General features: G+C 71.0%; 24 protein-coding genes, 1 tRNA gene and 1 pseudogene. 17 read left to right on the top strand and 9 right to left on the bottom strand.

Features of this window, described 5'->3' with window-relative positions:
• Positions 1-35 precede the first annotated feature (35 nt).
• The gene (gene aztD, locus QFZ26_RS02600; RefSeq protein ID WP_307038968.1) at positions 36-1,304 is read right to left on the bottom strand and encodes a zinc metallochaperone AztD; all 1,269 of its coding nucleotides are present in this window, start codon (positions 1,302-1,304) and stop codon (positions 36-38) included.
• Between the two features lie 86 nt (positions 1,305-1,390).
• Entirely contained in the window at positions 1,391-1,882 is a 492-nt protein-coding gene (locus QFZ26_RS02595) for a MarR family winged helix-turn-helix transcriptional regulator (RefSeq protein ID WP_307038965.1), read from the bottom strand.
• A gap of 194 nt (positions 1,883-2,076) precedes the next feature.
• Between QFZ26_RS02595 and QFZ26_RS02590 the strand changes: the two genes are divergently transcribed.
• The 5 genes from QFZ26_RS02590 to QFZ26_RS02570 all read left to right on the top strand — a co-directional run bounded on the left by QFZ26_RS02590 (position 2,077) and on the right by QFZ26_RS02570 (position 6,838).
• A tRNA-Gln gene (locus QFZ26_RS02590) sits at positions 2,077-2,148 on the top strand.
• A 1-nt stretch (position 2,149) separates the two neighbouring features.
• A complete protein-coding gene (gene glmU / locus QFZ26_RS02585; RefSeq protein ID WP_307038963.1) occupies positions 2,150-3,592 on the top strand; it encodes a bifunctional UDP-N-acetylglucosamine diphosphorylase/glucosamine-1-phosphate N-acetyltransferase GlmU in 1,443 nt (480 codons plus the stop codon).
• Positions 3,593-3,628: 36 nt separating this feature from the next.
• On the top strand, positions 3,629-4,606 hold the full coding sequence (locus QFZ26_RS02580) for a ribose-phosphate diphosphokinase (RefSeq protein WP_307038961.1): 978 nt from the start codon (positions 3,629-3,631) through the stop codon (positions 4,604-4,606).
• 10 nt (positions 4,607-4,616) lie between these two features.
• Positions 4,617-6,317, top strand: coding sequence for a long-chain-fatty-acid--CoA ligase (locus tag QFZ26_RS02575; RefSeq protein ID WP_307038959.1), 1,701 nt, complete (start codon positions 4,617-4,619; stop codon positions 6,315-6,317).
• Positions 6,318-6,331: 14 nt separating this feature from the next.
• The gene (locus QFZ26_RS02570) at positions 6,332-6,838 is read left to right on the top strand and encodes a hypothetical protein (protein ID WP_307038957.1); all 507 of its coding nucleotides are present in this window, start codon (positions 6,332-6,334) and stop codon (positions 6,836-6,838) included.
• Positions 6,839-6,850: 12 nt separating this feature from the next.
• Here the strand turns inward: QFZ26_RS02570 and QFZ26_RS02565 are convergent, their stop codons facing one another.
• Genes QFZ26_RS02565 through gndA form a run of 4 tightly spaced genes read right to left on the bottom strand, consistent with a single transcriptional unit; the run spans position 6,851 to position 9,414 of the window.
• Entirely contained in the window at positions 6,851-7,210 is a 360-nt protein-coding gene (locus QFZ26_RS02565) for a hypothetical protein (protein ID WP_307038955.1), read from the bottom strand.
• Complete coding sequence (locus QFZ26_RS02560; protein ID WP_307038953.1) at positions 7,207-7,548, bottom strand: DUF202 domain-containing protein; 342 nt, start codon at positions 7,546-7,548, stop codon at positions 7,207-7,209. The genes QFZ26_RS02565 and QFZ26_RS02560 overlap by 4 nt, the downstream gene beginning before the upstream one ends.
• Before the next feature lie 13 nt (positions 7,549-7,561).
• Positions 7,562-7,915: a YidH family protein gene (locus tag QFZ26_RS02555; protein WP_307038951.1), complete on the bottom strand. Its 354-nt coding sequence runs from the start codon at positions 7,913-7,915 to the stop codon at positions 7,562-7,564.
• 35 nt (positions 7,916-7,950) lie between these two features.
• Positions 7,951-9,414: an NADP-dependent phosphogluconate dehydrogenase gene (gene gndA / locus QFZ26_RS02550; protein WP_307038949.1), complete on the bottom strand. Its 1,464-nt coding sequence runs from the start codon at positions 9,412-9,414 to the stop codon at positions 7,951-7,953.
• Between the two features lie 136 nt (positions 9,415-9,550).
• Between gndA and QFZ26_RS02545 the strand changes: the two genes are divergently transcribed.
• The 3 genes from QFZ26_RS02545 to pth all read left to right on the top strand — a co-directional run bounded on the left by QFZ26_RS02545 (position 9,551) and on the right by pth (position 11,663).
• Entirely contained in the window at positions 9,551-10,081 is a 531-nt protein-coding gene (locus QFZ26_RS02545; protein WP_307038947.1) for a gluconokinase, read from the top strand.
• A 225-nt stretch (positions 10,082-10,306) separates the two neighbouring features.
• Positions 10,307-10,945, top strand: coding sequence for a 50S ribosomal protein L25/general stress protein Ctc (locus QFZ26_RS02540; protein ID WP_307038945.1), 639 nt, complete (start codon positions 10,307-10,309; stop codon positions 10,943-10,945).
• 88 nt (positions 10,946-11,033) lie between these two features.
• On the top strand, positions 11,034-11,663 hold the full coding sequence (gene pth, locus QFZ26_RS02535) for an aminoacyl-tRNA hydrolase (protein ID WP_373460671.1): 630 nt from the start codon (positions 11,034-11,036) through the stop codon (positions 11,661-11,663).
• Positions 11,664-11,860: 197 nt separating this feature from the next.
• Here the strand turns inward: pth and QFZ26_RS18810 are convergent.
• Positions 11,861-12,397, bottom strand: a pseudogene (locus tag QFZ26_RS18810) (ribonuclease H family protein); the annotation flags it as partial.
• 109 nt (positions 12,398-12,506) lie between these two features.
• Here QFZ26_RS18810 and mfd point away from each other — a divergent pair.
• Positions 12,507-16,241 (top strand): transcription-repair coupling factor, encoded by a 3,735-nt coding sequence (gene mfd, locus QFZ26_RS02525; protein WP_307038944.1) that lies wholly within the window; start codon positions 12,507-12,509, stop codon positions 16,239-16,241.
• Between the two features lie 144 nt (positions 16,242-16,385).
• Here the strand turns inward: mfd and nhaA are convergent, their stop codons facing one another.
• Positions 16,386-17,585 carry a Na+/H+ antiporter NhaA gene (gene nhaA / locus QFZ26_RS02520; RefSeq protein WP_307038943.1) on the bottom strand — a complete coding sequence of 400 codons (1,200 nt, stop codon included), beginning with the start codon at positions 17,583-17,585 and terminating at the stop codon, positions 16,386-16,388.
• Positions 17,586-17,781: 196 nt separating this feature from the next.
• Here nhaA and QFZ26_RS02515 point away from each other — a divergent pair, with 196 nt between their 5' ends.
• From QFZ26_RS02515 to hisS, 3 genes are all read left to right on the top strand, one after another.
• Entirely contained in the window at positions 17,782-18,486 is a 705-nt protein-coding gene (locus tag QFZ26_RS02515; protein WP_307038941.1) for a MazG family protein, read from the top strand.
• Between the two features lie 86 nt (positions 18,487-18,572).
• Positions 18,573-19,004: a DUF6841 family protein gene (locus tag QFZ26_RS02510; RefSeq protein ID WP_307038939.1), complete on the top strand. Its 432-nt coding sequence runs from the start codon at positions 18,573-18,575 to the stop codon at positions 19,002-19,004.
• Positions 19,005-19,079: 75 nt separating this feature from the next.
• Positions 19,080-20,348, top strand: coding sequence for a histidine--tRNA ligase (gene hisS / locus QFZ26_RS02505; protein ID WP_307038937.1), 1,269 nt, complete (start codon positions 19,080-19,082; stop codon positions 20,346-20,348).
• Between the two features lie 108 nt (positions 20,349-20,456).
• On the opposite strand, the gene QFZ26_RS02500 is transcribed toward hisS, so the two are convergent.
• Positions 20,457-21,380 carry an endonuclease domain-containing protein gene (locus QFZ26_RS02500; protein WP_307038935.1) on the bottom strand — a complete coding sequence of 308 codons (924 nt, stop codon included), beginning with the start codon at positions 21,378-21,380 and terminating at the stop codon, positions 20,457-20,459.
• Positions 21,381-21,653: 273 nt separating this feature from the next.
• Between QFZ26_RS02500 and eno the strand changes: the two genes are divergently transcribed.
• The 5 genes from eno (at position 21,654) to QFZ26_RS02475 (ending at position 26,978) form a co-directional block, all read left to right on the top strand.
• A complete protein-coding gene (gene eno / locus QFZ26_RS02495) occupies positions 21,654-22,934 on the top strand; it encodes a phosphopyruvate hydratase (RefSeq protein ID WP_307038933.1) in 1,281 nt (426 codons plus the stop codon).
• A 78-nt stretch (positions 22,935-23,012) separates the two neighbouring features.
• A complete protein-coding gene (locus QFZ26_RS02490) occupies positions 23,013-23,675 on the top strand; it encodes an FtsB family cell division protein (protein WP_307038931.1) in 663 nt (220 codons plus the stop codon).
• On the top strand, positions 23,672-24,205 hold the full coding sequence (locus tag QFZ26_RS02485; protein WP_307038929.1) for a DUF501 domain-containing protein: 534 nt from the start codon (positions 23,672-23,674) through the stop codon (positions 24,203-24,205). The genes QFZ26_RS02490 and QFZ26_RS02485 overlap by 4 nt, the downstream gene beginning before the upstream one ends.
• Positions 24,202-25,485 carry a S8 family serine peptidase gene (locus tag QFZ26_RS02480; RefSeq protein ID WP_307038927.1) on the top strand — a complete coding sequence of 428 codons (1,284 nt, stop codon included), beginning with the start codon at positions 24,202-24,204 and terminating at the stop codon, positions 25,483-25,485. The genes QFZ26_RS02485 and QFZ26_RS02480 overlap by 4 nt, the downstream gene beginning before the upstream one ends.
• Positions 25,486-25,532: 47 nt before the next feature.
• Positions 25,533-26,978 carry an NAD(P)/FAD-dependent oxidoreductase gene (locus tag QFZ26_RS02475; protein ID WP_307038925.1) on the top strand — a complete coding sequence of 482 codons (1,446 nt, stop codon included), beginning with the start codon at positions 25,533-25,535 and terminating at the stop codon, positions 26,976-26,978.
• The last annotated feature ends 7 nt before the right edge of the window (positions 26,979-26,985 follow it).

The raw sequence follows: 26,985 nt of genomic DNA, 5'->3' as shown, positions 1-26,985 counted from the left end.
GAGGGCGGATGCCCCGAGGCATCCGCCCCTGAACGCTACTCGCCGACCGTCGTCAGCTCGTTCGGCGTCTGCGGCAGCGATGCGCTCGCGGTGATCTCGCCGGACTCGAGGTCGACGACGTGGATCGCGTCAGCGGCGGGATCGGTCACGTAGGCGCGGTGTCCGCGCACCTCGAGCGCCGGTCGCGGCTCCTGCCAGTCGGTGGGCTCGGTCCACGCGTCGACGACCGCGATGCGCTGCGCGACCTCGCCGGTGTCGGGATCGATCACGTGGATCGCCCCGTCGGTGCCCAGCACGAGCGCTTCGCCGTGCGGCCCGCGGGCGAGCGACCGGAAGGTGTAGCTGGTGCCGAGGTCGACGAATCGGAGGGTCGCCGTGGCGGTGTCGATGAGGCTCACGCGCTGCGGCCGCTCGAGCTCGGCGGCGGCGTCGACCTTGTAGTCGCCGAGCACGACCGGCGACTCGGGCGAACCGGCCTGGTTTCCGATGCGGCCGTACGCGTCGGGTGCCGCGACCTTCGTGAAGATGCCGTCGCGGTAGACGAGCGCGCCGTTCTCGCAGCCGATGACGATCACGCCGTCGGCGGCGACGGTCTCGCCGTGCACGCCGGGGCATTGCTCGCTGCGCACGACCTCCGTGCGCGCCGCATCGAGCACGACGGCGCCGGTGTGGGCCTCGCTGTCGCCGAACGTCGTGAGGAGTCCGCCGCCCTCGAGCGCGACCGCCACGCCGTGGTGCGCCTCGGCGCTCTCGTAGACCGTGACCTCGGGTTCGTCGACGTCGTCGCCGTCGCGCGCGTCGGGGTCGAGCGCGGCCGGGTCGAGCAGCTCGACGCGTCCGGTGCCGTCGGCGAAGAGCGCCGTGATGCCCGCGTGCGTCGTGACGTGTCCCGGATGCTCCGCTGCGAACGAGAGCTCGGTGAGCTCGGGCTCCTCGGCGTAGTAGTGCGCGTGGTCGCCGTGCCGGTCGATCTCGACCCCCGTGTCGAGCACGCGGAACGCGTCATCCGTCGACACCATCACGTGTCGCTCGTCGCCCGCTGGATTCAGGCGGAGGAATCCGTCGAGCGGCACGTCGGCCGCGACCTCCAGCGAGTCGCCCTCGAGCACGAGGAGGCCGCCGTCGTAGCTCACGACGACCCGAGGCGCGCGGACCTCGCGAGCGGTCGATGGAGCATCGGATGCCGCGGCGCCCGTCTGCGCCCCGGCGGCCGGGGCCGAACAGCCGGCGAGCGCGGCGAGCGCCAGTACGGACGCCCCGATCACCGCGGATCGGAGGGGAAGTGGCTTCGAATGTGTCGTCATGGCCGCCACGCTATCGTTAATGATAACCATTATCAAAACTGCCCCAACCGGGGCGATGCGAGGGCCCGAAGCACGTCGCGAACCGCTCAGTCGAACCCGAGGCTCAACTTGCGGAGGAGTCCGGCCAGCCGCTTCTGCTCGGCCGCGGGCAGCCCGCTGAGCAACTCGGACTCCGCGTCGACGAGTCGCGTGATCGCGGCATCCACCCTGGTGAGGCCGGCTTGGCTCATCTCGACGAGGATGCCGCGCCCGTCGTTGGGGTCGGTCTGCCGCGTCACGAGACCGCGTTCGACGAGCCGGTCGATGCGGTTCGTCATCGTGCCGCTCGAGACGAGGGTCTGCTGCAGCAGTTGCTTGGGGGAGAGGCGATAGGGCGCGCCGGCACGGCGGAGAGCCGAGAGCACGTCGAACTCGGATGCCTCGAGCTCGGACCGCGCGAAGGCCTGGCGCCGCGCGCGGTCGAGGTGCTTCGCGAGCCGGGCGACGCGGGAGAGCACCTGCAGGGGAGCGAAATCGAGGTCGGGGCGCTCGCGCTCCCAGTCGTCGACGATCCGGTCGACCTCGTCAGCATCCGTCATGCCGCCATTATCCCGCGCGCCGCCATCACCCTACGCCCGATGCCGGGCGCACGTTCCTCGCGCGGGCGGTACGACGTCGATGCGCCGACGCGACGAACCTGCGCCGAGAGCGGGCGGACGGCGCGGCGGATGCCACGAACCACCCTGCGCGGCATGGCAGACTTGTTGTCGCGCGGCGCGACCCGCCCGCGCGATCCGCCGTAGTGTAATGGCAGCACGACAGCCTTTGGAGCTGTTCGGTCCAGGTTCGAGTCCTGGCGGCGGAGCATGGATCACAATCTCGCGATCATCGTGCTCGCCGCCGGCCAGGGCACGCGCATGAAGTCCGCCGTGCCCAAGCTCCTGCACCCGCTCGCCGGCGCGCCCATCGTCGCGCACGTGCTCGCCACGGCGCGTGCGCTCGACGCGGCGCACGTCGTCACCGTGGTGCGCCATGAGCGCGACCTCGTCGCTGCCGCGGTCGAGGCCGAGCTGCCGGGCACCGTCATCGTCGACCAAGACGAGATCCCCGGAACGGGCCGCGCGGTCGAGCAGGCGCTCGCGTCGCTGCCCGACGACTTCGAGGGCGAGGTGCTCGTACTCAACGGCGACGTGCCGCTCCTGAACGCCGGCACGCTCGCCGCCTTCCTCGAGCAGCACCGCGCCGACTCCGCCGCGGCATCCGTGCTGTCGGCCGTCTACGACGACCCCTCGGGCTACGGCCGGGTCGTGCGCGACGCCACGGGCGCGTTCGACCGCATCGTCGAGCAGAAGGACGCCACCGACGACGAGCGTGCGATCGCCGAGATCAATGCGGGCATCTACGCGTTCGGCGCCGCGGCGCTGCGCGACCAGCTCGCGAACCTCACGACCGAGAACGCACAGGGTGAGAAGTACCTCACCGACATCATCGGCCTGCTCCGCGCGGCCGGCTCCGAGGTCGAGGCGGTGCCGGTGTCCGAGCCGTGGCTCGTCGCGGGCATCAACGACCGCGCCCAGCTCTCCGAGGCCGCCGCCCGGCTCAACGCGCTCATCGTGCGCGGCTGGCAGCTCAACGGCGTCACGATCGACGACCCGGCCACCACCTGGATCGACCTCGCCGTTCGCATCGAACCCGACGTCACGATCCGCCCGGGCACCCAGCTCAAGGGCGCCACCGTCGTCGCGACCGGCGCAATGATCGGGCCCGACACGACGCTCGTCGACTGCGAGATCGGCGCGAACGCCGACGTGCGACGCACCGATGCCACCCTCTCGATCGTCGGCCCCGGGGCATCCGTGGGCCCGTTCGCCTACCTCCGTCCGGGCACCGTGCTCGGCGCCGACGGCAAGATCGGCACGTTCGTCGAGACGAAGAACTCCACCATCGGCGAGGGCACCAAGGTGCCGCACCTCAGCTACGTGGGCGACGCCACGGTCGGCGATCACTCCAACATCGGAGCCGGCTCGATCTTCGCCAACTACGACGGCGTGAACAAGCACCGATCCGAGATCGGCTCGCACGTGAAGACCGGCGCGCACGGCGTCTTCGTCGCGCCCATTAGGATTGGCGACGGGGTCTACACGGGCGCCGGCACCGTCGTCCGCAAGGATGTTCCCGCAGGCGCGCTGGCCGTGAACGTGGCACCCCAGCGCAACATCGAGGGATGGGTCCAGACGCACCGACCCGGCACTGCTGCAGCCGAGGCTGCCGAGGCAGCCGGAGAGGCATCCGGCCCCGACGCCGACTGAATGCACCGGCCGAGGCGGGTGGAGAGGACAGACCAGATGGCTGCAATCGAGACCACCGGATCGAAACGCCTCGTGCTCGTCACGGGGCGGGCGCACCCCGCCCTCGCGGAGCAGATCGCGGAGGAGCTCGGTGCCGACCTGGTCCCGACCGATGCGCGCACCTTCGCCAACGGCGAGATCTACGCGCGCTACGACGAGAGCGTGCGCGGCTCCGACGCGTTCGTGATCCAGTCGCACACGGCGCCGATCAACGAGTGGCTCATGGAGCAGCTCATCATGATCGACGCGCTCAAGCGCGCGTCGGCCAAGCGCATCACGGTCGTGGCGCCGTTCTACCCCTACGCGCGGCAAGACAAGAAGGGCCGCGGGCGTGAGCCGATCTCGGCGCGACTCGTCGCCGACCTCTTCAAGGCCGCCGGCGCCGACCGCATCATGTCGATCGACCTGCACGCCGCGCAGATCCAGGGCTTCTTCGACGGCCCGGTCGACCACCTCTTCGCCATGCCCGTGCTGCTCGAGTACTTCAGGGAGAAGCTCGACCCGTCGACGCTCGCCGTCGTCTCGCCCGACATGGGCCGCGTGCGCGTCGCCGACATCTGGAGCGACAAGCTCGGGGCACCGCTCGCCATCATCCACAAGCGCCGCGACCCGCTCGTGCCGAACCAGGTCTCCGTGCACGAGATCGTCGGCGACGTCGAGGGCCGCGTCTGCCTGCTCGTCGACGACCTCATCGACACCGGCCGCACGATCGTGAAGGCCGCCGAGGCGCTCAAGGCGAACGGCGCCATCGGCGTCGTCGTCGCCGCGACTCACGCGGTGTTCTCCAACCCGGCGACCGAGATCCTGCAGAGCGAGTCGATCGACCACGTCGTCGTGACCGACACGCTGCCGGTGCCCGAAGAGAAGCGCTGGGATCGCCTCACCGTGCTCCCGATCGCGCCGCTGCTCGCGCGGGCCATCCACGAGGTGTTCGAAGACGGCTCGGTGACGAGCATGTTCGACGGCGCGGCCTAGGCGGTCACCCGTGACGATCACGACGCCCCGTCCCTGGCTCTCGAGCTACGCCGAGGGGGTGCCGAGTGACATCGAGGCGCCCGACGGGTCTCTCTACGACCTGATCCGCGCCTCCGTCGAGCAGTACCCCGACCACGCGGCGCTCGAGTTCTTCGAGCGCACCACGACGTATGCCGAGCTCGGCGCCCAGGTCGAGCGCGCCGCCGAGGGACTGCGGCTCCTCGGCGTGCAGCAGGGCGACCCCGTCGCGCTCGTGCTGCCGAACTGCCCGCAGCACATCGTCGCGTTCTACGCCGTGCTCCGGCTCGGCGCGATCGTCGTGGAGCACAATCCGCTCTACACGCCTCGCGAGCTCCGCCACCAGTTCGAGCACCACGGCGCGCGCGTCGTGATCGCGTGGGACAAGGTCGTCGAGACGATCCAGGCGTTCCCGGCGGATGTCTCGGTCGCCCACGTCATCTCGGTCGACGTGACCCGTGCCATGCCGTTCCGCATGCGCGCGATGCTGCGTCTCCCGGTCGCGAAGGCGCGCGAGTCGCGCGCGGCCCTCACGACGAAGGTGCGCGACACCGTGCGCTGGGAGGAGCTCATCGACTCCGCCCCCATCGACCCGCACATCATCGCGCCGAGCGTCGACGACGTGGCCCTCATCCAGTACACGAGCGGCACGACGGGCAGCCCGAAGGGCGCGACCCTCACGCACGCGAACCTGCTCGCGAACGCCGCCCAGGCGCGCGCGTGGGTTCCCGAGATCGAGCGCGGCACCTCCGTGGTCTACGCGGTGCTGCCGATGTTCCACGCCTACGGGCTCACCCTCTGCCTGACCTTCGCGATGAGCATGGGCGCGCGGCTCGTGCTGTTCCCGAAGTTCGACCCCGACCTCGTACTGAAGGTCGTGAAGCAGCGCCCGCCCACCTTCCTTCCGGCGGTGCCGCCCATCTACGAGCGACTGACGAAGGCCGCGGCAGCCGAGGGCGTCTCCCTCGACGGCATCAGCATCGCCATCTCGGGCGCCATGCCGCTCTCGGCCGAGGTTGTCGAGCCATGGGAGGCCCAGACGCACGGCTACCTCGTCGAGGGCTACGGCCTCTCCGAGACGTCGCCGGTGCTCATGGCGAACCCCGTGGCCCCGACTCGGCGCGCGGGCACCGTCGGGCTGCCGCTGCCCTCGACCGAGGTGCGCGTCGTCGACCCCGAAGCGCCCGGCACGGATGTCGCGACCGGCGCCGAGGGCGAGCTCATCGTGCGAGGCCCGCAGGTGTTCTCGGGCTACTGGCTGAAGCCCGACGAGACCGAGGCGGTCTTCGTGCCCGCCACCGATGGCGGCGCCGACTGGTTCCGCACCGGCGACATCGTGCGCATCGACGCCGACGGGTTCGTCAGCATCGTCGACCGCATCAAGGAGCTCATCATCACGGGCGGCTTCAACGTCGCGCCGAGCGAGGTCGAGGAGGCGATTCGCGCGCACCCCGACGTCGACGACTGCGCGGTCGTCGGGCTGCCCGACGAGCACTCGGGTGAAGAGGTCGTCGCCGTGGTGGTGCTCCGCGAGGGGGCGACCCTCGATGAGGCCGCCATTCGCGCCTTCGCCCGCGACGGGCTCACGCCCTACAAGGTGCCGAAGCGGGTCGTGCAGGCCGACGACCTGCCCCGCTCGCTCATCGGCAAGGTGCTGCGGCGCGACGTGCGCAACACGCTCCTCAACGGCTGAGCGCGGCACCCGGCATGTCCTTCCTGTCCGCCGAGACGGCTCGCGCGCTCGCCGAACTCGTGGCGCTCGACGCACTCGAGGGCGGTGACGCCGAAACGGATGCCACGCCGCTCGAGCGGCTCCGCGGCATCCGCTCGCTCCTCGCCGCCCTCGAATCCGACCCGGCGTCCCTCGTCGCCGTGCGCGAGGCCCTCGATGCCGGCCGGTCGTGGGAGGCGATCGCGGATGCCGCTGGACTCAGCCCCTCGGCTGCGAAGTACCGCTGGGCCGGCGGCGACGACGAGATCGCGTCACGCCAGGAGGCGAGCCGCAAGCGCAAGCGCGAGCGGCCCTCGAGCGTGCCCACCGACCTACCCGGGCTCTCGGTCACCGAGGCGGCGGCGCGCATGGGGGTGACGCCGCAGGCGATCTACCAGCGGGTCACCCGCGGGCTGCTGCGATCCGAGACGGTCGAGCTGTCCGACGGGCGCAGGTACAAGCGCGTCTTCCCCGACGAGGGGCCCGCGGCCCACGAGGAGTGAGCCCGCGACCGCTCAGGTGTCGCGCTCGTCGGGCAGCGCCGGTCGAGGCGCCGCCGGCAACAGGCCGAGGTTCGCGAGTGGCGTCGCGACACCGCTGGCCGAGACGGCGAAGCACTGCCAGCCGGGGCCGCCGTCGCCGAAGAACTCGAGCGAGACACGGTAGTCGGAGCCCGCACTGAAGTTCGCGACGTACACCGAGCACGCGCGGGACGCCGCCGAGTAGGCGACGCTGTACGCGGAGAGCGCGAGCGGCAGCACGAGCGCGCCGAGCGCGATGAACACGGTGATGCGGAGTGCCCGACGGCGCCGCTCGCCGTGCACCGGACGGTCGTCGTGGGGATCGCCGTCGAGTTCGGGGTGGTGGTCGCTCATGAGGCGCCTCCGACGAAGACGGATGCGACTCCGCCGGCACTCGCGACGAGGGTCGCCACCGCGACGCCGACGAGGGCGCCGCGCGGGGGAGTGATCACGAGCCGGTCGCCCGAGAGCTGCCGGCGCCGCACCGTGCCGATGGCCACGGCCACCCCGGATGACGCGAACAGCACCGCCCCGACGGCGACGAGCCACGGCTCGCCCGCGACGAGACCCGCGCGCATCGACAGCAGGGCGTTCACCGCGAGCGCGAGCGCCGTTCGGCTCCACGAGAGCGCCGTGCGCTCGGGCTGGAGGCCGGGATCCCCGGTCGCCGCCACCGCGTGCACGCGCATCATCCGACCCGCCCGATCACGTCAGCAGCAGCAGCACCACGAGCACCGCGCTCGTGAGGAGGCACACTGCGGCGAGCCCGGGCAGCACCCAGCTGAACGGCAGGGGGCGGCCACGGCGGATCGCGATCTCATTGCCGCGCCAGCGCGTGTACGACATGACGCTCAGCACGCCCGCGACGACACCGAGGCCGACGGCGAGCACCGTCACCACCGGCCGGGGGTCGAGCTCCGTCGCGAACTGGTGGAGCAGCACGCCGCCCGCGAGCAGCGCGAGCGCCGTGCGGATCCACGCGAGGAAGGTGCGCTCGTTCGCGAGCGTGAAGCGGTAGTCGGGCTCCTCGCCGTCGTGCCGCCAGGCCGGTTCCGGCATCCGCTCGCTCCTCGCTCCCGGTGACCCGCCTCGACTCAGTGCGAGGAGGGCGTCGTCTCGATCTCGGAGCGGTCGCCCGACCAGAGCGTGTGGAAGACGCCCGGCTTGTCGACGCGCTGGTACGTGTGCGCGCCGAAGAAGTCGCGCTGGCCCTGGATGAGGGCCGCGGGGAGGCGCGCGGCGCGGAGGCCGTCGTAGTAGGCGAGCGACGACGAGAACGCGGGCGTCGGGATGCCCGCCTGTGCGGCGATCGCGACGACCCGGCGCCAGCTCTCCTGGGTGCCGGCGACGGCGTCGCGGAAGTACGGTGCGGAGACGAGCACCACGAGCGAGGGGTTGTCGGCGTAGGCCTCGGCGATGCGGTTCAGGAAGCGGGCGCGGATGATGCATCCGGCGCGCCAGATCTTCGCGATGTCGCCCTTGTGCACGTTCCAGCCGAACTGCTCGGCGCCCGAGACGATCTCGTCGAAGCCCTGCGAGTACGCGATGATCTTCGAGGCGTAGAGCGCGCGGCGCACGTCTTCGATGAACGCGTCGGCGTCGGCGTCGGCGACCTTCCACTCGGCCGAGGGGCCGGGGAGGTCGGATGCCGCCTCGCGCTGCGCGCGCTTGGAGGAGAGGCTGCGGGCGAACACGGCCTCGGCGATGCCCGACGTGGGCACGCCGAGCTCGAGGGCGTTCTGCACGGTCCAGGCGCCGGTGCCCTTCGCACCGGCCTCGTCGAGGATGACGTCGACGAGCGGCTCGCCCGTGGCGGCATCGGTCTGGCGGAGCACCTCGGCGGTGATCTCGATGAGGTAGCTCTCGAGCTCGCCGGTGTTCCACTCGGCGAAGATGTCGGCGATATCGGTCGGCGACTTGCCAGTGCCCTGGCGGATGAGGTCGTAGGCCTCGGCGATGAGCTGCATGTCGGCGTACTCGATGCCGTTGTGCACCATCTTCACGAAGTGGCCCGCGCCGTCGGTGCCGACGTGCGTGACGCACGGCTCGCCCTCGGCGACCGCGGCGATGGAGGAGAGGATCGGGCCGAGCGTCTCATAGGCCTCGGCGGAGCCGCCGGGCATGATCGACGGGCCCTTGAGGGCGCCCTCTTCGCCGCCTGAGATGCCGGCGCCGACGAAGTGGATGCCGGTCGGGCTGATCTCGGCCTCGCGGCGGATCGTATCGTGGAAGTTCGCGTTGCCGCCGTCGACGATGATGTCGCCCGGCTCGAAGCGGGAGACGAGCTCGGAGATGACCGCGTCGGTGCCCTTGCCGGCCTGCACCATGATGATCGCGGTGCGGGGCTTCGCGAGCGAGGCGACGAACTCGTCGTAGCCCTCAGCGGCGACGAACCCGGCCTCGGGGTGCTCGGAGGTGAGTGTGCGGGTCCGCTCGGGCGAACGGTTGAACACGGCGACCGTGTTGCCTTCGCGGCTCGCCAGGTTGCGGGCGAGGTTCGACCCCATCACCGCGAGGCCGACGACGCCGATGTTTGCTGACTGGGGGGTTTCAGGCACGAAGCTCTCCTCGAGAATTCTGGGGTCGCCTCCAGCGTACTGTGAGCGCCGCTCACCGTTGCCCGGTGTTGCAGTGAGGTCGGCGGGGAGCGATCGGCTCGGATGCCCCGCGCTCGCGTGCACTAGCCTGCAACGCATGAGCGCGGCATCCGTCACCGTCCCCCGTGTCGTCGTCATGGGGCCGAGCGGCGCGGGCAAGTCGCGCATCGGCGCCGCGCTCGCCGACCGGCTCGCCGCCCGGTTCCCGGCCCTCGACTTCATCGACTCCGACGCGCTGCATCCCGAGTCCAACGTCGAGAAGATGCGGGCGGGGGTGCCACTCGACGACGACGATCGCGCGCCGTGGCTGCTCCTCGTGGGCGAGTCGCTCACCGAAGGTCGGGGCGGGCGCGTGATCGCCTGCTCCGCGTTGCGGCGCGCCTATCGTGACCTCATCCGGCGCGGATGCCCCGACGCCGCCTTCATCGAGCTCGTCGTGCCGCTCGACGAGCTCGCGGACCGCGTCGCGCACCGCCCCGGACACTTCATGCCGGCCGCCCTGCTCTCGTCCCAGCTCGACGCGCTCGAACCGCTCGGCGACGACGAACGCGGCGCCCGCGTCGAGAACTCCGGCGACGTCGACACCGTGGTCGCGCGCGCGATCGCCGCACTCCAGCCGGGCTGGTAGACTTTCTCCTCGGTCGCGAAAGCCTTCGGGTGCGCGCGGCCGTGAACTTCGGCGAGGGAAGCCTCATCGCCCGTACGAACGGGCGGCGGGGCATCCGTGATCGACGCGGTAGGAGCAGGCTCCACGGCTTTTCCTCACGCTAATGCGCACGTTCCGTGCGCGCGTTCGAGTCGAAACATCAGACACACGATCTGGGCCGAGTGAGCCCGCAAGGAGAACAACATCATGGACGAAGACAACAAGGTCGTCGCCGACACGCGCGACTCGTTCGGCAAGGGCGCGGCCCGCAAGCTTCGCGCCGTCGGCAAGATCCCGGCCGTCGTCTACGGTCACGGCACCGAGCCCCGCCACGTGGCGCTGCCCGCCCACCAGGTCGGCCTCCTCATCCGCAAGGCGAACGCCGTGCTCGACCTGCAGATCGAGGGCAAGAGCCAGCTCGCCCTCGTGAAGGACGTGCAGAAGGACCCCGTGCGCCAGATCATCGAGCACCTCGACCTCATCGTCGTGCGCGTGGGCGAGAAGGTCCAGGTCGAGGTGCCCGTGCACCTCTCGGGCGAGTCGTACCCCGGCACCATCGCCGACCTCGACGCCAAGACGCTGTCGCTCGAGGCCGAGGCCATGCACATCCCCGAGAACATCGTCGTCGACATCGAGGGCCTCGAAGACGGGGCCCAGATCCACGCGAAGGACGTCGTGCTGCCCAAGGGTTCCACGCTCCTGAGCGAGCCCGACACGCTCGTCGTGCTCGTGCACGAGCCGCAGAAGGTCGACCTCGGCGAGGAGGCCGCTGAGGCCGCCGCCGAAGCCGCAGAGGCCGAGGCGCCCGAGGCCGCCGAGGGCGAAGCCGCCGAGTCGGCCGAGTAACCAGCTCCGCAGGGGCCTGCGGCGCCGCATCCGGGTACGCTCGGACTGCGGGGCCGCAGGCCTCTTCTCATTCCAGAAAGGAGACCGCGTGGGTTTCCTCGACCTGTTCCGCCCCCGCCGGAAGGACGACACCGTGGCCGAGAACACCTGGCTCGTGGTCGGACTCGGCAACCCCGGTGCGCAGTACGCCGGCAACCGGCACAACGTCGGCCAGATGGTCGCCGACGAGCTGGCAGCCCGCCTCGGCGCGACCTTCAAGAGCCACAAGACGCCGTCGCGCGTCGCTGAGGGCTTCCTCCGCCCCGGCGGACCGAAGCTCGTGGTGGCGAAGCCCAACAGCTACATGAACACCTCGGGCGGCCCGGTGTCGGCGCTCCTGAAGTTCTACTCGCTGCCGGTCGACCGGCTCATCGTCGTGCACGACGAGCTCGACGTCCCCTTCGACACGGTGCGCCTGAAGCAGGGCGGCGGCCACGGCGGTCACAACGGCATCCGCGACATCTCGAAGGCGACCGATGCCGGGCCCTTCACGCGCGTGCGGGTCGGCATCGGGCGTCCGCCCGGCCGTCAGGACGCCGCCGACTTCGTGCTGAAGGACTTCTCGGGCACCGAGCGGCAGGCGCTGCCGAACCTCATCTCGGATGCCGCCGACGCCGTCGAGGCGGTCGCGAGCGACGGGCTCGTCGCGGCGCAGCAGCGGTTCCACTCGCCCGCCTGAGGCGGGCGGGCTCGGCTCGATCGAGCCCGGCGGCGTCAGATCAGGCCGCGAAGGAAGTCCTCTGGCGAGACACCCTCGGCGCGGGCGCGCACCACGAGCCGCTCGTGCTCCTCGGTCGAGAGCTCGAGGGTGAGCGTGTGCCACGCCGTCGCCGCCTCGTCGAGGTCGAACAGGGCGTCGTCACCGAGCTCGAGTTCGGGCACCGCGGATGCCTCGGGGTCGACGAGGGCGGCGGCCGGTTCGGGCGACGGCTCGAGCGCGGCGAGCGTGCCGGTGCCGGTCCAGCCCGGCCCGACCGGGATGTCGCCGCCGCGACGAAAGGCCTCGGCGACGGCGCGGGCGCGCACGTCGGCCGCCTCGTTCAACTCGTGGCCGACGTGGCCCCGCACCCACTCGAAGCGGTAGCGACGCCCGGCGAGCGCCGCGTCGAGCTCCTGGAGGAGGTCGACGTTCAGCACCGGGTTGCCGTCGGCCTTGCGCCAGCCCTTGCGCTTCCAGCCGGGCATCCACTTGGTGATGCAGTTGATCACGTACTGGCTGTCGCACTGCACGAGGAGGTCGTCATCGAGGTGCGCCGTCGCGCGGAAGAGCTCGAGCACGGCTTTCAGCTCGCCCTGGTTGTTCGTGGCATGCGGCCAGCCGCCCGCCGCCCAGTTGGCGTCGTCGACGTACCAGGCCCACCCGGCAGGGCCGGGGTTTCCGAGTGCCGATCCGTCGGCGGCGGCAGTGATCATCGTGGAGGCCTCCTGGCATTCGCGTGCGGCGCCCATGGTATCCCGGTGGGCTCGACCGTCGCGGCGGCCGTCCGGCCGGTGTGTCGGGCGCGCCGCGTAGACTCGACGGGTGAATCTCCAGGGCTTGCTCACGGCGCTCGCGCGCGCCTCCACCGTCGACGGTGCGCTCGCCGAAGCCCTGCGCAATGCCGATTTCTCGGCACCGGCCGGCCTCGATGCGCCGCTGCTCGCCGGCCTTCTGCAACGTCGCGCCGACGCCGGGCTTTCGCCGGCGCTCCTCGTCATCACCGCCACGAGTCGCGAGGGCGAGTCCTTGCGCGCCTCGCTGGGGCCGTACCTCGCCGACGACGCCGAGCTCCTCGAGTTCCCGGCATGGGAGACCCTCCCGCACGAGCGGCTCAGTCCCTCCGCCGAGACCGTCGGGCGGCGCCTGCATGCGCTGCGGCGCATGCACGAGTGGGCCGAGGCGGGCTCGCGGCATCCGCTCGTCGTGGTCGCCTCGGTGCGGGCGGCGCTGCAGCCGCTCGCCGACAACCTGGCCGAGCTCGCGTCGGTCGAGCTCGTCGCCGGCGGTCGCGGCTACGACCTGGCCGAGCTCGCGGTGCGACTCGTCGACCTCGCGTATGCCCGGGTCGACATGGTCGCGCGTCGTGGCGAGTTCGCCGTGCGCGGCGGCATCCTCGACGTCTTCCCGCCGAACGCCGACCACCCCGTGCGCGTCGAGTTCTTCGGCGACGAGATCGAGGAGCTGCGGGCGTTCTCGGTCGCCGACCAGCGGTCGCTGCCCGAACCCGTCGAGCGGGTCACCCTCGCGCCGAGCCGAGAGCTGCTGCTCACCGCGCCCGTGCGCCAGCGGGCTCGCGAGATGGTGCACGAGTTCCCGAGCCTCTCGGCACTGCTCGAGAAGGTCGCCGAGGGCATCCCGGTCGAGGGCATGGAATCCCTCGCTCCCGCGCTCCTCGACCGGCTGGTGCCGCTCACCCACTACGTTCCCGAGGGTGCCGCCGTCGCCGTGCTCGGCCCCGAGCGCGTCGCCGGCCGCGCCGTGAGCCTCGGTGAGACGAACCGCGAGTTCCTCGGTGCGGCGTGGAGCGCCGCGACGGCGGGCGCCGAGGCGCCCATCGACCTCGCCGCCGGCGACTTCCTCACGGTGCGCGAGCTCCGCGATGCCGCGCTCTTCAGCGCCCCGGGCGAACCCGACCCGCGCCGCGTGTGGTGGAACTTCTCGACCTTCGACATCGGCGACGCGACCGAGGTGGTCGCCGCCGCGGGCGGCGAGGCAGCCAGGGCGGCCGAGGCCGCGGCGACCTCGGTGGCCGCCGCCGCCACCACGATCCGGCTCGCGGCGAACGCGATGCCGAGCTTCCAGGGCAACGTCGCCGGCGCGGTCGACCATGCCGCCGAACGTCTGCGCGACGGGTGGAGCCTCGTCGTGGCATCCGCCGGTCACGGCCTCGTCGAGCGGGCACGCGACGTCCTCTCCGAGGCCGGGCTCGCCGCGCGGCTGGTCGACGACGTGCCCACCGAGCTCGAGCCGGGCGTCGCCTACCTCGTGCAGGCCGACGCGGCCCGCGGCTACGAGGTGCCAGAGGTGAAGCTCGGGCTCATCTCCGAGGCCGAATTCTACGGCCGCGCCGCCGGATACGACGCCCGTCAGGGCAAGAAGCTCGCGAGTCGTCGTCGCAACGTCGTCGACCCCCTGCAGTTGAAGGCCGGAGACTTCGTCGTGCACCAGACGCACGGCATCGGCCGCTTCGTCGAGATGGTGCAGCGCGAGGTCGCCACCGGTTCGCGGCCCAAGGGCCCGAGCCGCACGGCGGGCATCGCGCAGGCGCCCACCGCGGTGCGCGAATACCTCGTCATCGAGTACGCGCCGTCGAAGCGCGGCCAGGCGGGCGACCGGCTCTTCGTGCCCACCGACCAGCTCGACCTGCTCTCGCGGTACGTCGGCGGCGAGGCGCCGTCGCTCTCGAAGATGGGCGGCAGCGACTGGGCGCAGGCGAAGGGCCGCGCCCGACGCGCGGTGCGCGACATCGCCGTCGAGCTCGTGAAGCTGTACTCGGCTCGCATGGCCTCGAAGGGGCACGCGTTCGGTCCCGACACCCCGTGGCAGCGCGAGCTCGAAGAGGCGTTCCCGTTCGTCGAGACGCCCGACCAGGTGCAGACCATCGACGAGGTGAAGGCCGACATGGAGCGGTCGATCCCCATGGATCGCCTGCTCGCCGGCGACGTCGGCTTCGGCAAGACCGAGGTCGCCGTGCGGGCCGCGTTCAAGGCCATCCAAGACGGCAAGCAGGTCGCGATGCTCGTGCCCACGACCCTGCTCGTTCGCCAGCACGTCGAGACGTTCATCGAGCGGTTCGCCGGATTCCCCGTGCACGTTCGGGCGCTCAGCCGCTCCCAGAGCGACAAAGAGGTGCGTGAGACCGTGGCGGGCCTCGCCGACGGCACGGTCGACATGGTCATCGGCACGCACCGCATCCTCACCGAGCAGATCCGGTTCAAAGACGTCGGGCTCCTCATCATCGACGAAGAGCAGCGCTTCGGCGTCGAGCACAAAGATGCGCTGAAGAAGCTGAAGACGAACGTCGACATCCTCGCGATGAGCGCGACGCCCATTCCTCGCACGCTCGAGATGGCGGTCACCGGCATCCGCGAGATGTCGACCCTCGCGACGCCGCCCGAAGACCGGCATCCGATCCTCACCTTCGTGGGCCCCTACTCCGAGCAGCAGGTCGCGGCTGCCATTCGCCGCGAGATGCTGCGCGAGGGGCAGATCTTCTTCGTGCACAATCGCGTCTCGTCGATCAACCGCGTCGCCGCACAGCTCGCCGAGCTCGTGCCCGAGGCGCGCATCGCGGTCGCGCACGGCCAGCTCAACGAGCACGTGCTCGAGCAGATCGTCGGCGACTTCTGGGAGCGCAAGTACGACGTGCTCGTCTCGACGACGATCATCGAGACCGGCCTCGACATCACGAACGCGAACACGATCATCATCGACCGCGCCGACAAGTACGGCCTCAGCCAGCTGCACCAGTTGCGCGGCCGAGTGGGCCGCGGTCGCGACCGCGCCTACGCCTACTTCCTCTACGACCCGGCGAAGCCGCTCTCCGAGACGGCGCACGACCGGCTCTCGACCATCGCCGCGAACAACGAGCTCGGCAGCGGCATCCAGGTGGCGCTGAAAGACCTCGAGATCCGCGGCGCCGGCAACCTCCTCGGCGCCGAACAGGCCGGGCACATCGCGGGCGTCGGCTTCGACCTGTACCTGCGCATGATCGGCGAAGCCGTCTCGGCGTTCCGCGGCGACGTCGCCGAGGGCCAGACCGAGCTGCGGCTCGAGCTGCCGGTCGACGCGCACATCCCCGAAGACTACGTCGACAGCGAGCGACTGCGCCTCGAGGCGTACCAGAAGCTCTCGGCCGCGAGCGGGCCGGCCGCGAAGGAGGGGCAGATCGACGAGGTGCTCGAAGAGCTGGTCGACCGATACGGCGCACCGCCCGAGCAGGTGCAGCACCTCATCGCGATCTCGAGGCTCCGTCGCGAGGCGCAGCGCGCGGGCCTCTCCGACGTCATCGCGACCGGGTCGAAGCTCCGAATCGCCCCGGCGAAGATCCCCGATTCCCGCCGGGTGCGGCTCGAGCGCATGTATCCGGGCGCGAAGCACTTCGCCCAGAACGACGTCATCATCGTGCCGTTCCCCGTCGTCGGCGGCGAGCTGCCGGGCGACGCCGACCTCATCGACTGGGCATCGCGGCTCATCACGGCGATCTTCCCGGTTCCCGAAGCGCAGGCGACCGATGCCGCGGTGCCGCCGTCGACGCCGGTGGCGGCCGCCGAATAGCACCGGCGTCGGCCTGCCGGTCCGGCGGCCCGTGCGGTGAGCCGCCGTCCTACCGCTTCAGGTGACCCCACTCGCCGAGGAACTCCGCGCCCGACATCCGCTCGAGGTCGGCGTTGATGGTGCGCAGCAGGGCGTCGGCCTCGTTCACCGACTGAACGCCCCACCGGTGCCCGGGTGACCGCCGTGGCGCTGGTACCACCGGGACCGCAGGCTCACGAGAATCGCCGAGAGCACGATCGCGATGCCCGAGCCGAGGAGCACGGCGAGGGTGCCCACGTCGACCACATCGGGAAGCCCGGCGAAGGCGAGCTCGTTCATGAGGAGCGACACCGTGAACCCGATGCCGCCGAGCGCGCCGACGATGAGGAGGTCGCCGCTGGTGAGGTGCGTGGCGGAGCGGCGTCGCGCGACGACGGCACCGAGCCACCCGGCAAGGAGGATGCCGGCGATCTTGCCGACCGGCAGCCCGACGAGGATGCCCCAGAACGCCGGGTCGAGCTCGCTCGGCCGCACCTGGGGGACGACGACCATCGCCGCGGTGAAGGCGAAGAGCGGCAGGATGATGCCGTTGGAATAGGGTTCGAGCACGTGCACCGCCCGGCCGCCCGGCCGCCTCGCCATCACGAGGCCGAGCGCGACGCCGGCGATGGTGGCGTGCACGCCCGACTGGTACACGAAGTACCACGCGAGCACGCCGAGCACGACCAGCACGATGATGACGGGCCACTGCGGGCGACGCGCGAGTATCCATCCGGAACGCGGCTTCAAGAGCCGACTGACCGCGCCGAACAGCGCGATGGCCACCCCCGCGAATCCGAGGGCGGCGAGGTCGGCGTCGTTCGTGAAGAAGAACGCGATGATGAGGATCGCGACGAGGTCGTCGAGCACTGCGAGCGCGAGGAGGAACACGCGCACGCGGGTGGGGATCCACCGGCCGAAGACGGCCAGCACGCCGAGGGCGAAGGCGATGTCGGTCGCGGTGGGGATGGGCCAGCCGTCGATGGTGGGCGTGCCCGAGGTGAACGCGAGGAAGATCAGTGCCGGCACCACGACGCCGCCGACCGCCGCGATGGCCGGCAGCATCGCCTTCGAGACGCTGTTGAGCTCGCCGATCACGAGTTCGCGCTTCAGCTCGACGGCGACGATGAAGAAGAAGATCGCGAGCAGGCCGTCGCTGACCCAATGACCCGCCGAGAGATCGATCCCGAGCCACGGCAGGTCGAGGTGCTCGTTCTTGAAGTCGAGGAGCGACGCGCCGAAGGGGAGGTTCGCGACGGCGAGGCCGAGCACGGCGGCGATGAGGAGGAACGTGGCCGACCAGCGTTCGGAGCGGAGGAAGTTCATGGGACTCCTGTTCGGAAGTCGCGTGCGCTGCGGCAGCCTGGCTGCAAGCGACGTCGGACGAATGACGACGACGGGTTTCCCCGTCGGCCGACCAGACTTCCCGGCGCTCCTCAGGGAATCCTATCGGTGGCCCCGGCTCCGCGTGATTGCGCCGGGTCTCAGCCGCGTCGTGCCCGAGCCGACGTAGGCTGGCGGCATGGGCGACGTCGAGACGCACACGCATGAGGGCCTCACCGAACTGGTCGCAATGGTCGCGCGGCTCCGGGCGCCGGGCGGATGCCCGTGGGACGCCGACCAGACCCACGAGAGCCTCGTGCAGTACCTCGTCGAGGAGAGCTGGGAGCTCATCGACGCGATCGAGTCCGGCAACCGCGAAGAGATGATCGAGGAGCTCGGCGACGTGCTCTACCAGGTGCTCTTCCACGCCGACCTCGCCGCGCACACCCCCGGCGAGGACTTCGACATCGACGATGTCGCCCGGCACATGACGGCGAAGATGGTGTCGCGGCATCCGCATGTCTTCGGCGATCGCGAGGCGGAGACGGCCGCCGACGTCGTCGCCTTCTGGGACGACCTCAAGGCGAGCGAGAAGCCGCATCGCACGAGCGTGCTCGATGGCATCCCGCGCGGCATGCCCGCCCTCGCGCTCGCGCAGAAGGTGCTCGGCAAGGCCGAGAAGGTGGGGGTGACGGATGCCTCGGTGACGGATGCCCCCATGCCGGATGCCTCGGTGCCGGGCTCGCCGGCCACGGAAGACGAGCTCGGACGCGTGCTGCTCGCGCTCGTGGCATCCGCTCGCTCGCAGGGACTCGACGCCGAACGGGCCCTCCGCTCCGCGGTGCGCGGACTCGAAGACGAGGTGCGCGCCACCGAGCGCGACGCGGTGGGCGCCGGCGACTGATGCCGCCGCAACGTCACCGCGCCGAAGGGGTCGCGCCCCGGCGTGCGTCGGCGTACCGTCGGGACAAACGGATGGAGGAGGCTGCCGTGGGCATCGAGGAGGAACGGCTCGCCGAGTTCTTCGACGCGTACGCCGCGGCGCTCCGCGACTTCGACGCCGAGGCGACCGCACGGCTGTGGGGCCTGCCCGGCATGGTCGTCACCGACGACTTCGCGGGCGCGCTCGAGAGCCGCGCCGACATGGCCGCCGGGCTCTCGTCGTCGTATCCGGTCTACCGTCGCCTCGGGCTCGAGTCGGCGGTGCCCGAGATCCGCGCTGCGAGCGCCCTCACCGACCGCATCAGCACGGTGCGCGTGCGCTGGAGCTACCTCGACGCGAACGACGAGCTCATCGTGAAGACCGACTACGAGTACCTCGTGCGCGACGACGCCGACGGGCTCCACGTCTACCTCGCCGTCGGCATCGACGAATCCCAGGCGCTCCAGCGTGCGGCGGCCGCGCGCGGCATCCAGCTCTGACCCGGCACGACCCAGCGGCACTGCTGCGGGCCCGGCGACCGCGACCGCGGTCCCGGTGCTGGAAGAATGGTCGGCATGGCCGCATCCGTCACCCCTCCGCGCGGCATGCGCGACTTCCTGCCCGCCGAGAAGGCCCGACGCGAGCACGCGCTCGGCGTGATCCGCGGCGTCTACGCGGCGCACGGCTTCGACGAGATCGAGACGCCCGTCATGGAGGACTCGGCGCGCCTGCACGCGGGCCTCGGCGGCGACAACGAGAAGCTCGCGTTCGCGGTGATGAAGCGCGGCCTGACGCCCGCCGACCTCGCCGAGGCCGCGGCGTCCGGTGACGCCCTCTCGCTCGCCGACCTCGGCCTGCGCTACGACCTCACCGTGCCGCTCGCCCGGTTCTACGCGACCCACCGCGCCGCGCTGCCCCCGGTGTTCCGCTCGATCCAGATCGCGCCGGTGTGGCGGGCCGAGCGCCCGCAGAAGGGCCGTTACCGCCAGTTCGTGCAGTGCGACATCGACATCATCGGCGAGGCGGGCCAGCTCGCCGAGCTTGAGCTGCTCACCGCGACCGTCGCGACCCTCGACGCCCTCGGACTCGGCGGCTGCACCATCCGGCTCAACGACCGGCGCATCCTCGCCGGCATCCTCGGGTCGTGGGGCGTGCCCGACGAGCTGCGCGAGCGTGCGCTCATCACGATCGACAAGCTCGACAAGCTCGGCGCCGGGGGAGTGGCGGCCGAGCTCCGCGAGCTCGGCATCGTGCCGGCCGACTCGGATGTCGCGGCCGAGCTCGAAGCGCTCACCGCGGCCGACTGGCACCTGCACGATGGCATCGCGCCGCCGCCCGCGTGGCTCGATCGGGAGGCGTATGCCGACCTGCTCGCGCTGCGTTCGGCGCTGCCCGACGCCGCCATCGAGTTCGACCCCACGCTCGTTCGCGGCATGGGCTACTACACGGGCACGATCTTCGAGATCGCCCACCCCGACTTCGGCTACTCGCTCGGCGGCGGCGGCCGCTACGACCACATGATCGGGCGCTTCCTCGGCCAGGAGGTGCCGGCGTGCGGCTTCTCGATCGGATTCGAGCGCATCGTCGACCTCCTCGCGGTGCGCGACGAGGGGCGCCCGCGGGCGGTCGTGCTCGTGTACGACGCCGAGGTCCCCCCGTCGACGCTGCTCGGCCTGAAGCACGAGCTCGTGGCATCCGGAACCCGCGTGCGCTTCGAGCGCCGCGTCAAGAACGTGCGCGCCCTGCTCGATCGTGTGACCGCCGACGGCTTCGACGCCTTCGCGAACGTGACGACCGAGACGACGGATGCCTCGTCGCTCGCGTTCCGCGACCTCGCCGGGTAGCTCGCGCCACCGCGGCCCGCGCGCCGCCGCCCACCGGCGCGCTGCCCCCGTTTCGTGAGCGGGCGAAGTGGCGGAGTGACTCCATCGAGCCCCGCCAACTTCGCCCACTCATGTGGTCGAGCGCGCGGCCCGAGCGCGACGGATGCGAGTGAGGAGCGTTTCCGGCTGGTCGAACAGCGCGTATCGAGTCACCCTGATGACACGCCATCCGGCATCCTCGAACAGCTCACGTCGCTCGATGTCCCGCTCCCACCGTCCCGCGTCCCGGTGACCGTCGCCCTCGTACTCGATCGCGATGCGGAGGTCGGGGTAGGCGAGATCGGGATGCAGCATGAGGGAACCGCCGGCGACCGGAACCGCTGGACCGATCGCGGGCTCGGGGAGTCCGGCGGCGATGATGAGCAATCGGAGGAGCGTCTCCGTTCGCGATGCCGGGCCGACGCGGACGCGGTCCAGCGACCATCGGGCGCCGCGCGCTCCGCGACATCCGGCACTCCGTTCGAGCGCGAAGCCGAGCTCGTGCGGTGTGGCGAGCGGCACCCCGCAGGCACGCCCGTAGCGGACACCGGTCACGAGGAAGTCGCCGACTGCGGTCAGGTCTTCTCGGCTGAGTTCGGCAGCGAGGTGGATCCACGTGGCAGCAGGCGCAACCACCGGGAGGCCGAAGCGCAGCACGACGGGGAAGCCGGTGGCGGAACGATGGCCGACCGTGCCTTGCGTCCTCGAACGGGTCACGCCGGGGCTCAGGATGTGGAGCGGTCGCATCGACCCCTGCCTCGCCGGAAGCGGTGCCCCGAACAGCAACGCCGCGGTCGAGTGGCTGAACGCCTCACCGGGCCGGAGCAGCGGCTCGTACGCGCGGCAGAGATCGATGATCGAGTCGACATCCAGTCCCAGCGAACTCACCCCTGTGAACGGATGCTGCACCGCGCGGGCCCGCAGCCTCGCCCGCGTCGTGCCGAACACCTCGTGCTCGCTCGTGCGGATCGCCGCACCGCGCGGGATTGGGTCGTGAGGACGGCGCTCGAGCATGCGCACATCGTGACCGGTACGCGACTACGACGCCGTCGTTTTTCCACAGGCCCACTCGGATGTCGCGATCATGGTCGCCGAGTGGGCGATTCTGGCGGGAATTCACCCGACTGCCTCGCCAACATCGCCCACCCGCGGAAGTGGGGCGCCGCTGGGCGCGAGGCTCGGGGCATCCGTCGGCGAATGTCACGTGCTCGATCGCCTCACTAGACTGGCTGGCGGATCACGACGGAGTCGTCCGACGCACATACCCCCATCACAGAGGAGTCCACTGTGGCATTCATCGAAGCTGTAGGCGCCCGCGAGATCCTGGATTCTCGCGGCAACCCGACCGTCGAGGTCGAGGTGCTCCTCGACGACGGCACCCTCGCCCGTGCGGCTGTGCCCTCCGGCGCGTCCACCGGTGCGTTCGAGGCGTACGAGCTGCGCGACGGCGATAACGACCGCTACCTCGGCAAGGGTGTGCAGAAGGCCGTCGACGCCGTGCTCGACGAGCTCGGCCCAGCCATCGAAGACCTGGATGCCGCAGACCAGCGCCTCGTCGATGCCGCCCTCATCGAGGCCGACGGTACCGAGAACAAGAGCCGCCTCGGCGCGAACGCCATCCTCGGCGTGAGCCTCGCCACCGCGAAGGCCGCCGCCGACGCCGCCGACCTTCCGCTGTTCCGCTACCTCGGCGGCCCGAACGCCCACGTGCTGCCGGTGCCGATGATGAACATCATCAACGGTGGTGCGCACGCCGACACGGGCGTCGACATCCAGGAGTTCATGGTCCTGCCGATCGGCGCGTCCACGTACTCCGAGGGCCTTCGCTGGGGCGTCGAGACCTACCACGCACTGAAGAGCCTGCTGAAGTCGAATGGCCTGTCGACCGGTCTCGGCGACGAGGGCGGCTTCGCCCCCGACTTCGCGACGAACCGCGCCGCGCTCGACTTCATCGCCGAGGCGATCGGCAAGGCCGGCTTCACCCTCGGCACCGACATCGCGCTCGGCCTGGATGTCGCGGCGACCGAGTTCTTCGAGAACGGCGTCTACCGCTTCGAGGGCCAGGACCGCACCTCGGCGCAGATGAACGCGTACTACGCCGAGCTCGCCGACGCATACCCCCTCATCTCCATCGAGGACCCGCTGGCCGAAGACGACTGGGAAGGCTGGGCGGCGCTCACCGCCGAGCTCGGCACCAAGCTCCAGCTCGTCGGCGACGACCTGTTCGTCACCAACCCGAAGCGCCTCGCCGACGGCATCGCGAAGCACGCGGGCAACTCGATCCTCGTGAAGGTCAACCAGATCGGCACCCTCACCGAGACGCTCGACGCGGTCTCCCTCGCGCAGCGCTCCGGCTACACCGCCGTCATGTCGCACCGCTCCGGCGAGACCGAAGACACGACGATCGCCGACCTCGCCGTCGCGACCAACTGCGGCCAGATCAAGACGGGCGCGCCCGCGAGGAGCGAGCGAGTCGCCAAGTACAATCAGCTTCTGAGGATCGAAGAAGAACTCGGTGAGGCCGCGGTGTACGCCGGCCGCACGGCGTTCCCCCGCTACACGGCGTAGACGAAGTTCGACGCAGCGACGGGGGGCGGCCGAGTGGCCGCCCCCGTCGCGGCTTTCCGGGTCGGTGAGGAGGGGCGCATGCGCGACGATCCCGCACGCCCCGGCCGGGCGCCACGGCGCCCCGCAAACCCATCCGCCGCCCGGGCGAAGGCCGGCACGGCGAAGTCCGCCACGGGCAGGGGCGCCGACGCGAAGGCGAGTTCCGCGACATCCGCACGAGCCTCACGCGCGAACGCGAAGGCGACGGCGAAGGCGGCGAGCACGGGCAAGGCGGCGGCCGTGCGGTCGGGCTGGCTCAGCGGCATCCGATTCTCAGGTTTCTCGCTCATCATGATGGGGGTGCTCGTACTCGCCGTGATCGTGCTCGCACCGACGATCGCGGCGTTCGCGCAGCAACGACAGCAGATCGCGGAGCTCCGCGCCGCCGTCTCCACGCAGGAGGAGGAGGTGCAGCGCCTCCGCGACGAGCGTGAACGCTGGAATGACGAGACGTTCATCGTGACCCAGGCGCGCGAGCGCCTCTATTACGTGATGCCGGGCGAGGTCAGCTACCTCGTCATCGACGACCGCACCGCGGCGGCGAAGGCCGATGCCACCACCGAGGTCTCCGCCGAGGTGACCGAATCGAAGGGCGACTGGATGCGCACCCTGCTCGACTCCGTGATGACCGCGGGTCTGGCGCCCGAGGCGACGGCGCCGACCGATCCCGCCGGTGCGCCGGCCACCGGGGGTGCCGAATGAGCCGCCCGCCGTTCGAGCCGGTGACCGAGCGGGACATCCGCATCGTCTCGGCGCAGCTCGGTCGCCCGGCCCGCGACGTGGTGGGAATCCCGGCCCGCTGCGTGTGCGGCGCGCCCACCGTGGTGGCCACCGCGCCGCGCCTGTCCGACGGAACGCCGTTCCCCACGTTCTACTACCTGTCGCACCCGGTGGCGACGGCGGCGATGTCGTTCCTCGAGGCGGCGCAGCTGATGGTGGAGTGCACCGAGCTGCTGGCCGACGACCCCGAGACCGCGGCGTCGTATGAGCGCGCGCACCGCGACTACCTCGCCGACCGCGAGTCGATCGCCGTGGTCCCCGAGCTCGCCGGCATCTCCGCAGGCGGCATGCCGACCCGCGTGAAGTGCTTGCATGCGCTCGCCGCGCATGCGCTCGCGGCCGGTCCGGGCGAGAACCCGATCGGCGACATCGCGCTCCAGCGCTCGACCTGGTCGCCCTCGGTGTGCAGGTGCCCCGACTACGGCGTCGACGACGAGGTGCCGTCCGCATGACCCGCTCCGCCCGACGCCCGCTCGCGACGGTCGCGAAGGCCGCCGCGGCGGTCGTCGCGGCGAGCTTCGTCGCGCTCGCCGGAGCCGCACCGGCAAGCGCCGACATCGTGCGCGACTACGAGTACTGGCTCGGCGACTACGGCTTCACCACGGCGTGGAACACCTCGCGAGGCGAAGGCGTGACCGTGGCGATCATCGACACGGGAGTCAACGGCGCCGTCGCCGAGCTGGCGGGCGTCGTGATCGGCGGCACGGATGTCTCGGGCGTCGGCACGCCCGACGGCCAGACACCGGTCGGTGAAGACGACACGCACGGCACGATGGTCGCGTCCCTGCTCGCCGGACGCGGAACCGGCGACGGCAACGGCGTCATCGGCGTCGCGCCCGAGGCCGACCTGCTCACGGTGTCGGTCGCATTCGGCGAAGACCTCGGGGTCGAGAAGTCGAACGACGACCAGATCGCCGAGGCCGTGGTGTGGGCCGTCGACAACGGCGCCGACGTCATCAACATGTCGCTGACGCGCAACACACGCGACTGGCCCGAGAGCTGGGACGACGCGTTCATGTACGCGTTCGAGCACGACGTCGTGGTCGTCGCGGCGGCGGGCAACCGCGCCGGCGGGACGACGGAGGTCGGCGCGCCGGCCACGATCCCGGGCGTGCTGACCGTGGCCGGCGTCGACAAGGAGAAGAACGCGAGCTTCGACGCGAGCTCGCAGGGCATCACGATCGGCGTGGCGGCCCCCAGCGAAGACCTCGTGGGCGTCCAGCCCGACGGCAAGACCTACGTGTGGAGCGGCACGAGCGGCGCCGCGCCGCTGGTGTCGGGGCTCGTCGCGCTCGTGCGCTCGGAGTACCCCGACCTCGACGCCGCGAACGTGATCGAGCGCGTCATCCGCACGGCCGATCCGAACGGCCACGAGGTGCCGAGCCCGCTCTATGGCAACGGGCTCATCGACCCGGTGGCGGCGCTCACCGCAGAGGTCCCCGAGATCGACCCCGACACCCTCGTCGACGGGCTGGCCGCGTGGATCACCCTGCATCGGCGAGCGGATGCAGCGGAAGAAGACCCATCGACCGAGACGCCCGTCGTCGTGCCGATCGCCGACCCGCCGCTGCCGAGATCCGATGGCGCCCAGACCCTGTTGCCGACGCAGTGGACGCTCGCGTACATTACGGTGCCGCTCTCGCTCGTCGCAGGGTTTGGTACGCTAGCAGCGCTGTTGGGCATCGGCGCCACTCGGCATACCAGGCGGACTGTCCGCACTCGCGAGCAGTGATCGCAGGCACCAGACCGCACGTACCAAACCTGAGGAGTCCATTCACCGTGCCCAAGATTCTCATCGTCGGCGGTGGCTATGCGGGGTTCTACACGGCGTGGAAGCTCGAGAAGTGGCTGCGCTCCGGCGAGGCTGAGGTCACTGTCGTCGACCCGCTGCCGTACATGACGTACCAGCCGTTCCTTCCCGAGGTCGCAGCCGGCTCCATCGAGCCGCGCCACTCGGTCGTGTCGCAGCGCCGGCACCTGAAGAAGACGAACGTCATCACCGCGAAGGTCACGCGCATCGATCACGCCGCGAAGACCGCGACGATCACGCCCGAGCTCGGTGAGCCGTGGGAGTTCGAGTACGACGTCGTCGTGGTCACCGGCGGCGCCGTCTCCCGCACCTTCCCGATCCCGGGCATCGCCGACAACGCGATCGGCCTCAAGTCGATCGAGGAGGCCGTCGCCATCCGCGACCGCGTGCTCACCAACTTCGACAAGGCGTCGAACCTCCCGCCCGGTCCCGAGCGTGAGCGACTGCTGACGTTCGTCGTCGTCGGCGGCGGGTTCGCGGGCATCGAGGTGTTCGCCGAGCTCCGCTCTTTCGCGAGCGCCCTGCTCGAGTACTACCCGCAGCTCACCTTCGACGAGACGCACTTCCACCTCATCGAGGCCATGGGCCGCATCATGCCCGAGGTGTCGTTGCAGACGAGCCACTGGGTCATCAAGCACCTCGCGCAGCGCGGTGCCGAGATCCACCTCGACACGCAGCTCACGAGCGCGGTCGACGGCGTCATCGAGCTGTCGACGGGCGAGAGCTTCGAGTCCGACCTCATCGTGTGGACCGCCGGTGTCATGGCGAACCCGGCGATCGTGCGTTCGAGCGACCTCCCGGTCGAAGAGCGCGGCCGGATTCTGACGCGTGCCGACCTCCGCGTCGGCGATGAAGACGATTGGGTGGCCGACGCCTGGGCGGCCGGCGACATCGCTGCGGTGCCCGATCTCACGGGCGGCGGTGTGGGCGGCTACTGCGTGCCGAACGCACAGCACGCGGTGCGTCAGGGCAAGCTCCTCGCGAAGAACATCGTCGCGGTGCTCCGCGGTGAGGAGCCCAAGGAGTACTTCCACAAGAACCTCGGCGCCGTCGCGGGCCTCGGCATCGGTTCGGGTGTCTTCCAGTCGGGCCGCATTGCGCTGACGGGCCTCATCGCCTGGTTCGCGCACCGCGGCTACCACGGCCTCGCAATGCCCAGCTGGGAGCGCAAGTTCCGCGTGTTCTGGGGCTGGTGGAACAACTTCTGGCTCGGCCGCGACATCGTCTCGCTCGCCGCGGTGCAGCAGCCCCGCGCCCAGTTCGAGCAGTTCGCCGCACGGCCGAAGCCCCCGGCCGAGGCGGCGCCCAAGCCCGCCATCACGAGCGGAGCCGCATCGAAGGATGTCGCACCGCCCGCCAAGTCGAAGGCCGCGCCGGGCGCGAGGGCCGAAGCCGAGCGCGTCGCCGCGAAGTAGTCTGGGA

This window comes from Agromyces ramosus, assembly GCF_030817175.1.
Classification (GTDB): Bacteria; Actinomycetota; Actinomycetes; order Actinomycetales; family Microbacteriaceae; genus Agromyces; species Agromyces ramosus_A.
Note: the sequence above shows the minus strand (reverse complement) of the source record. Positions and strands in the feature narration are given on the sequence as shown.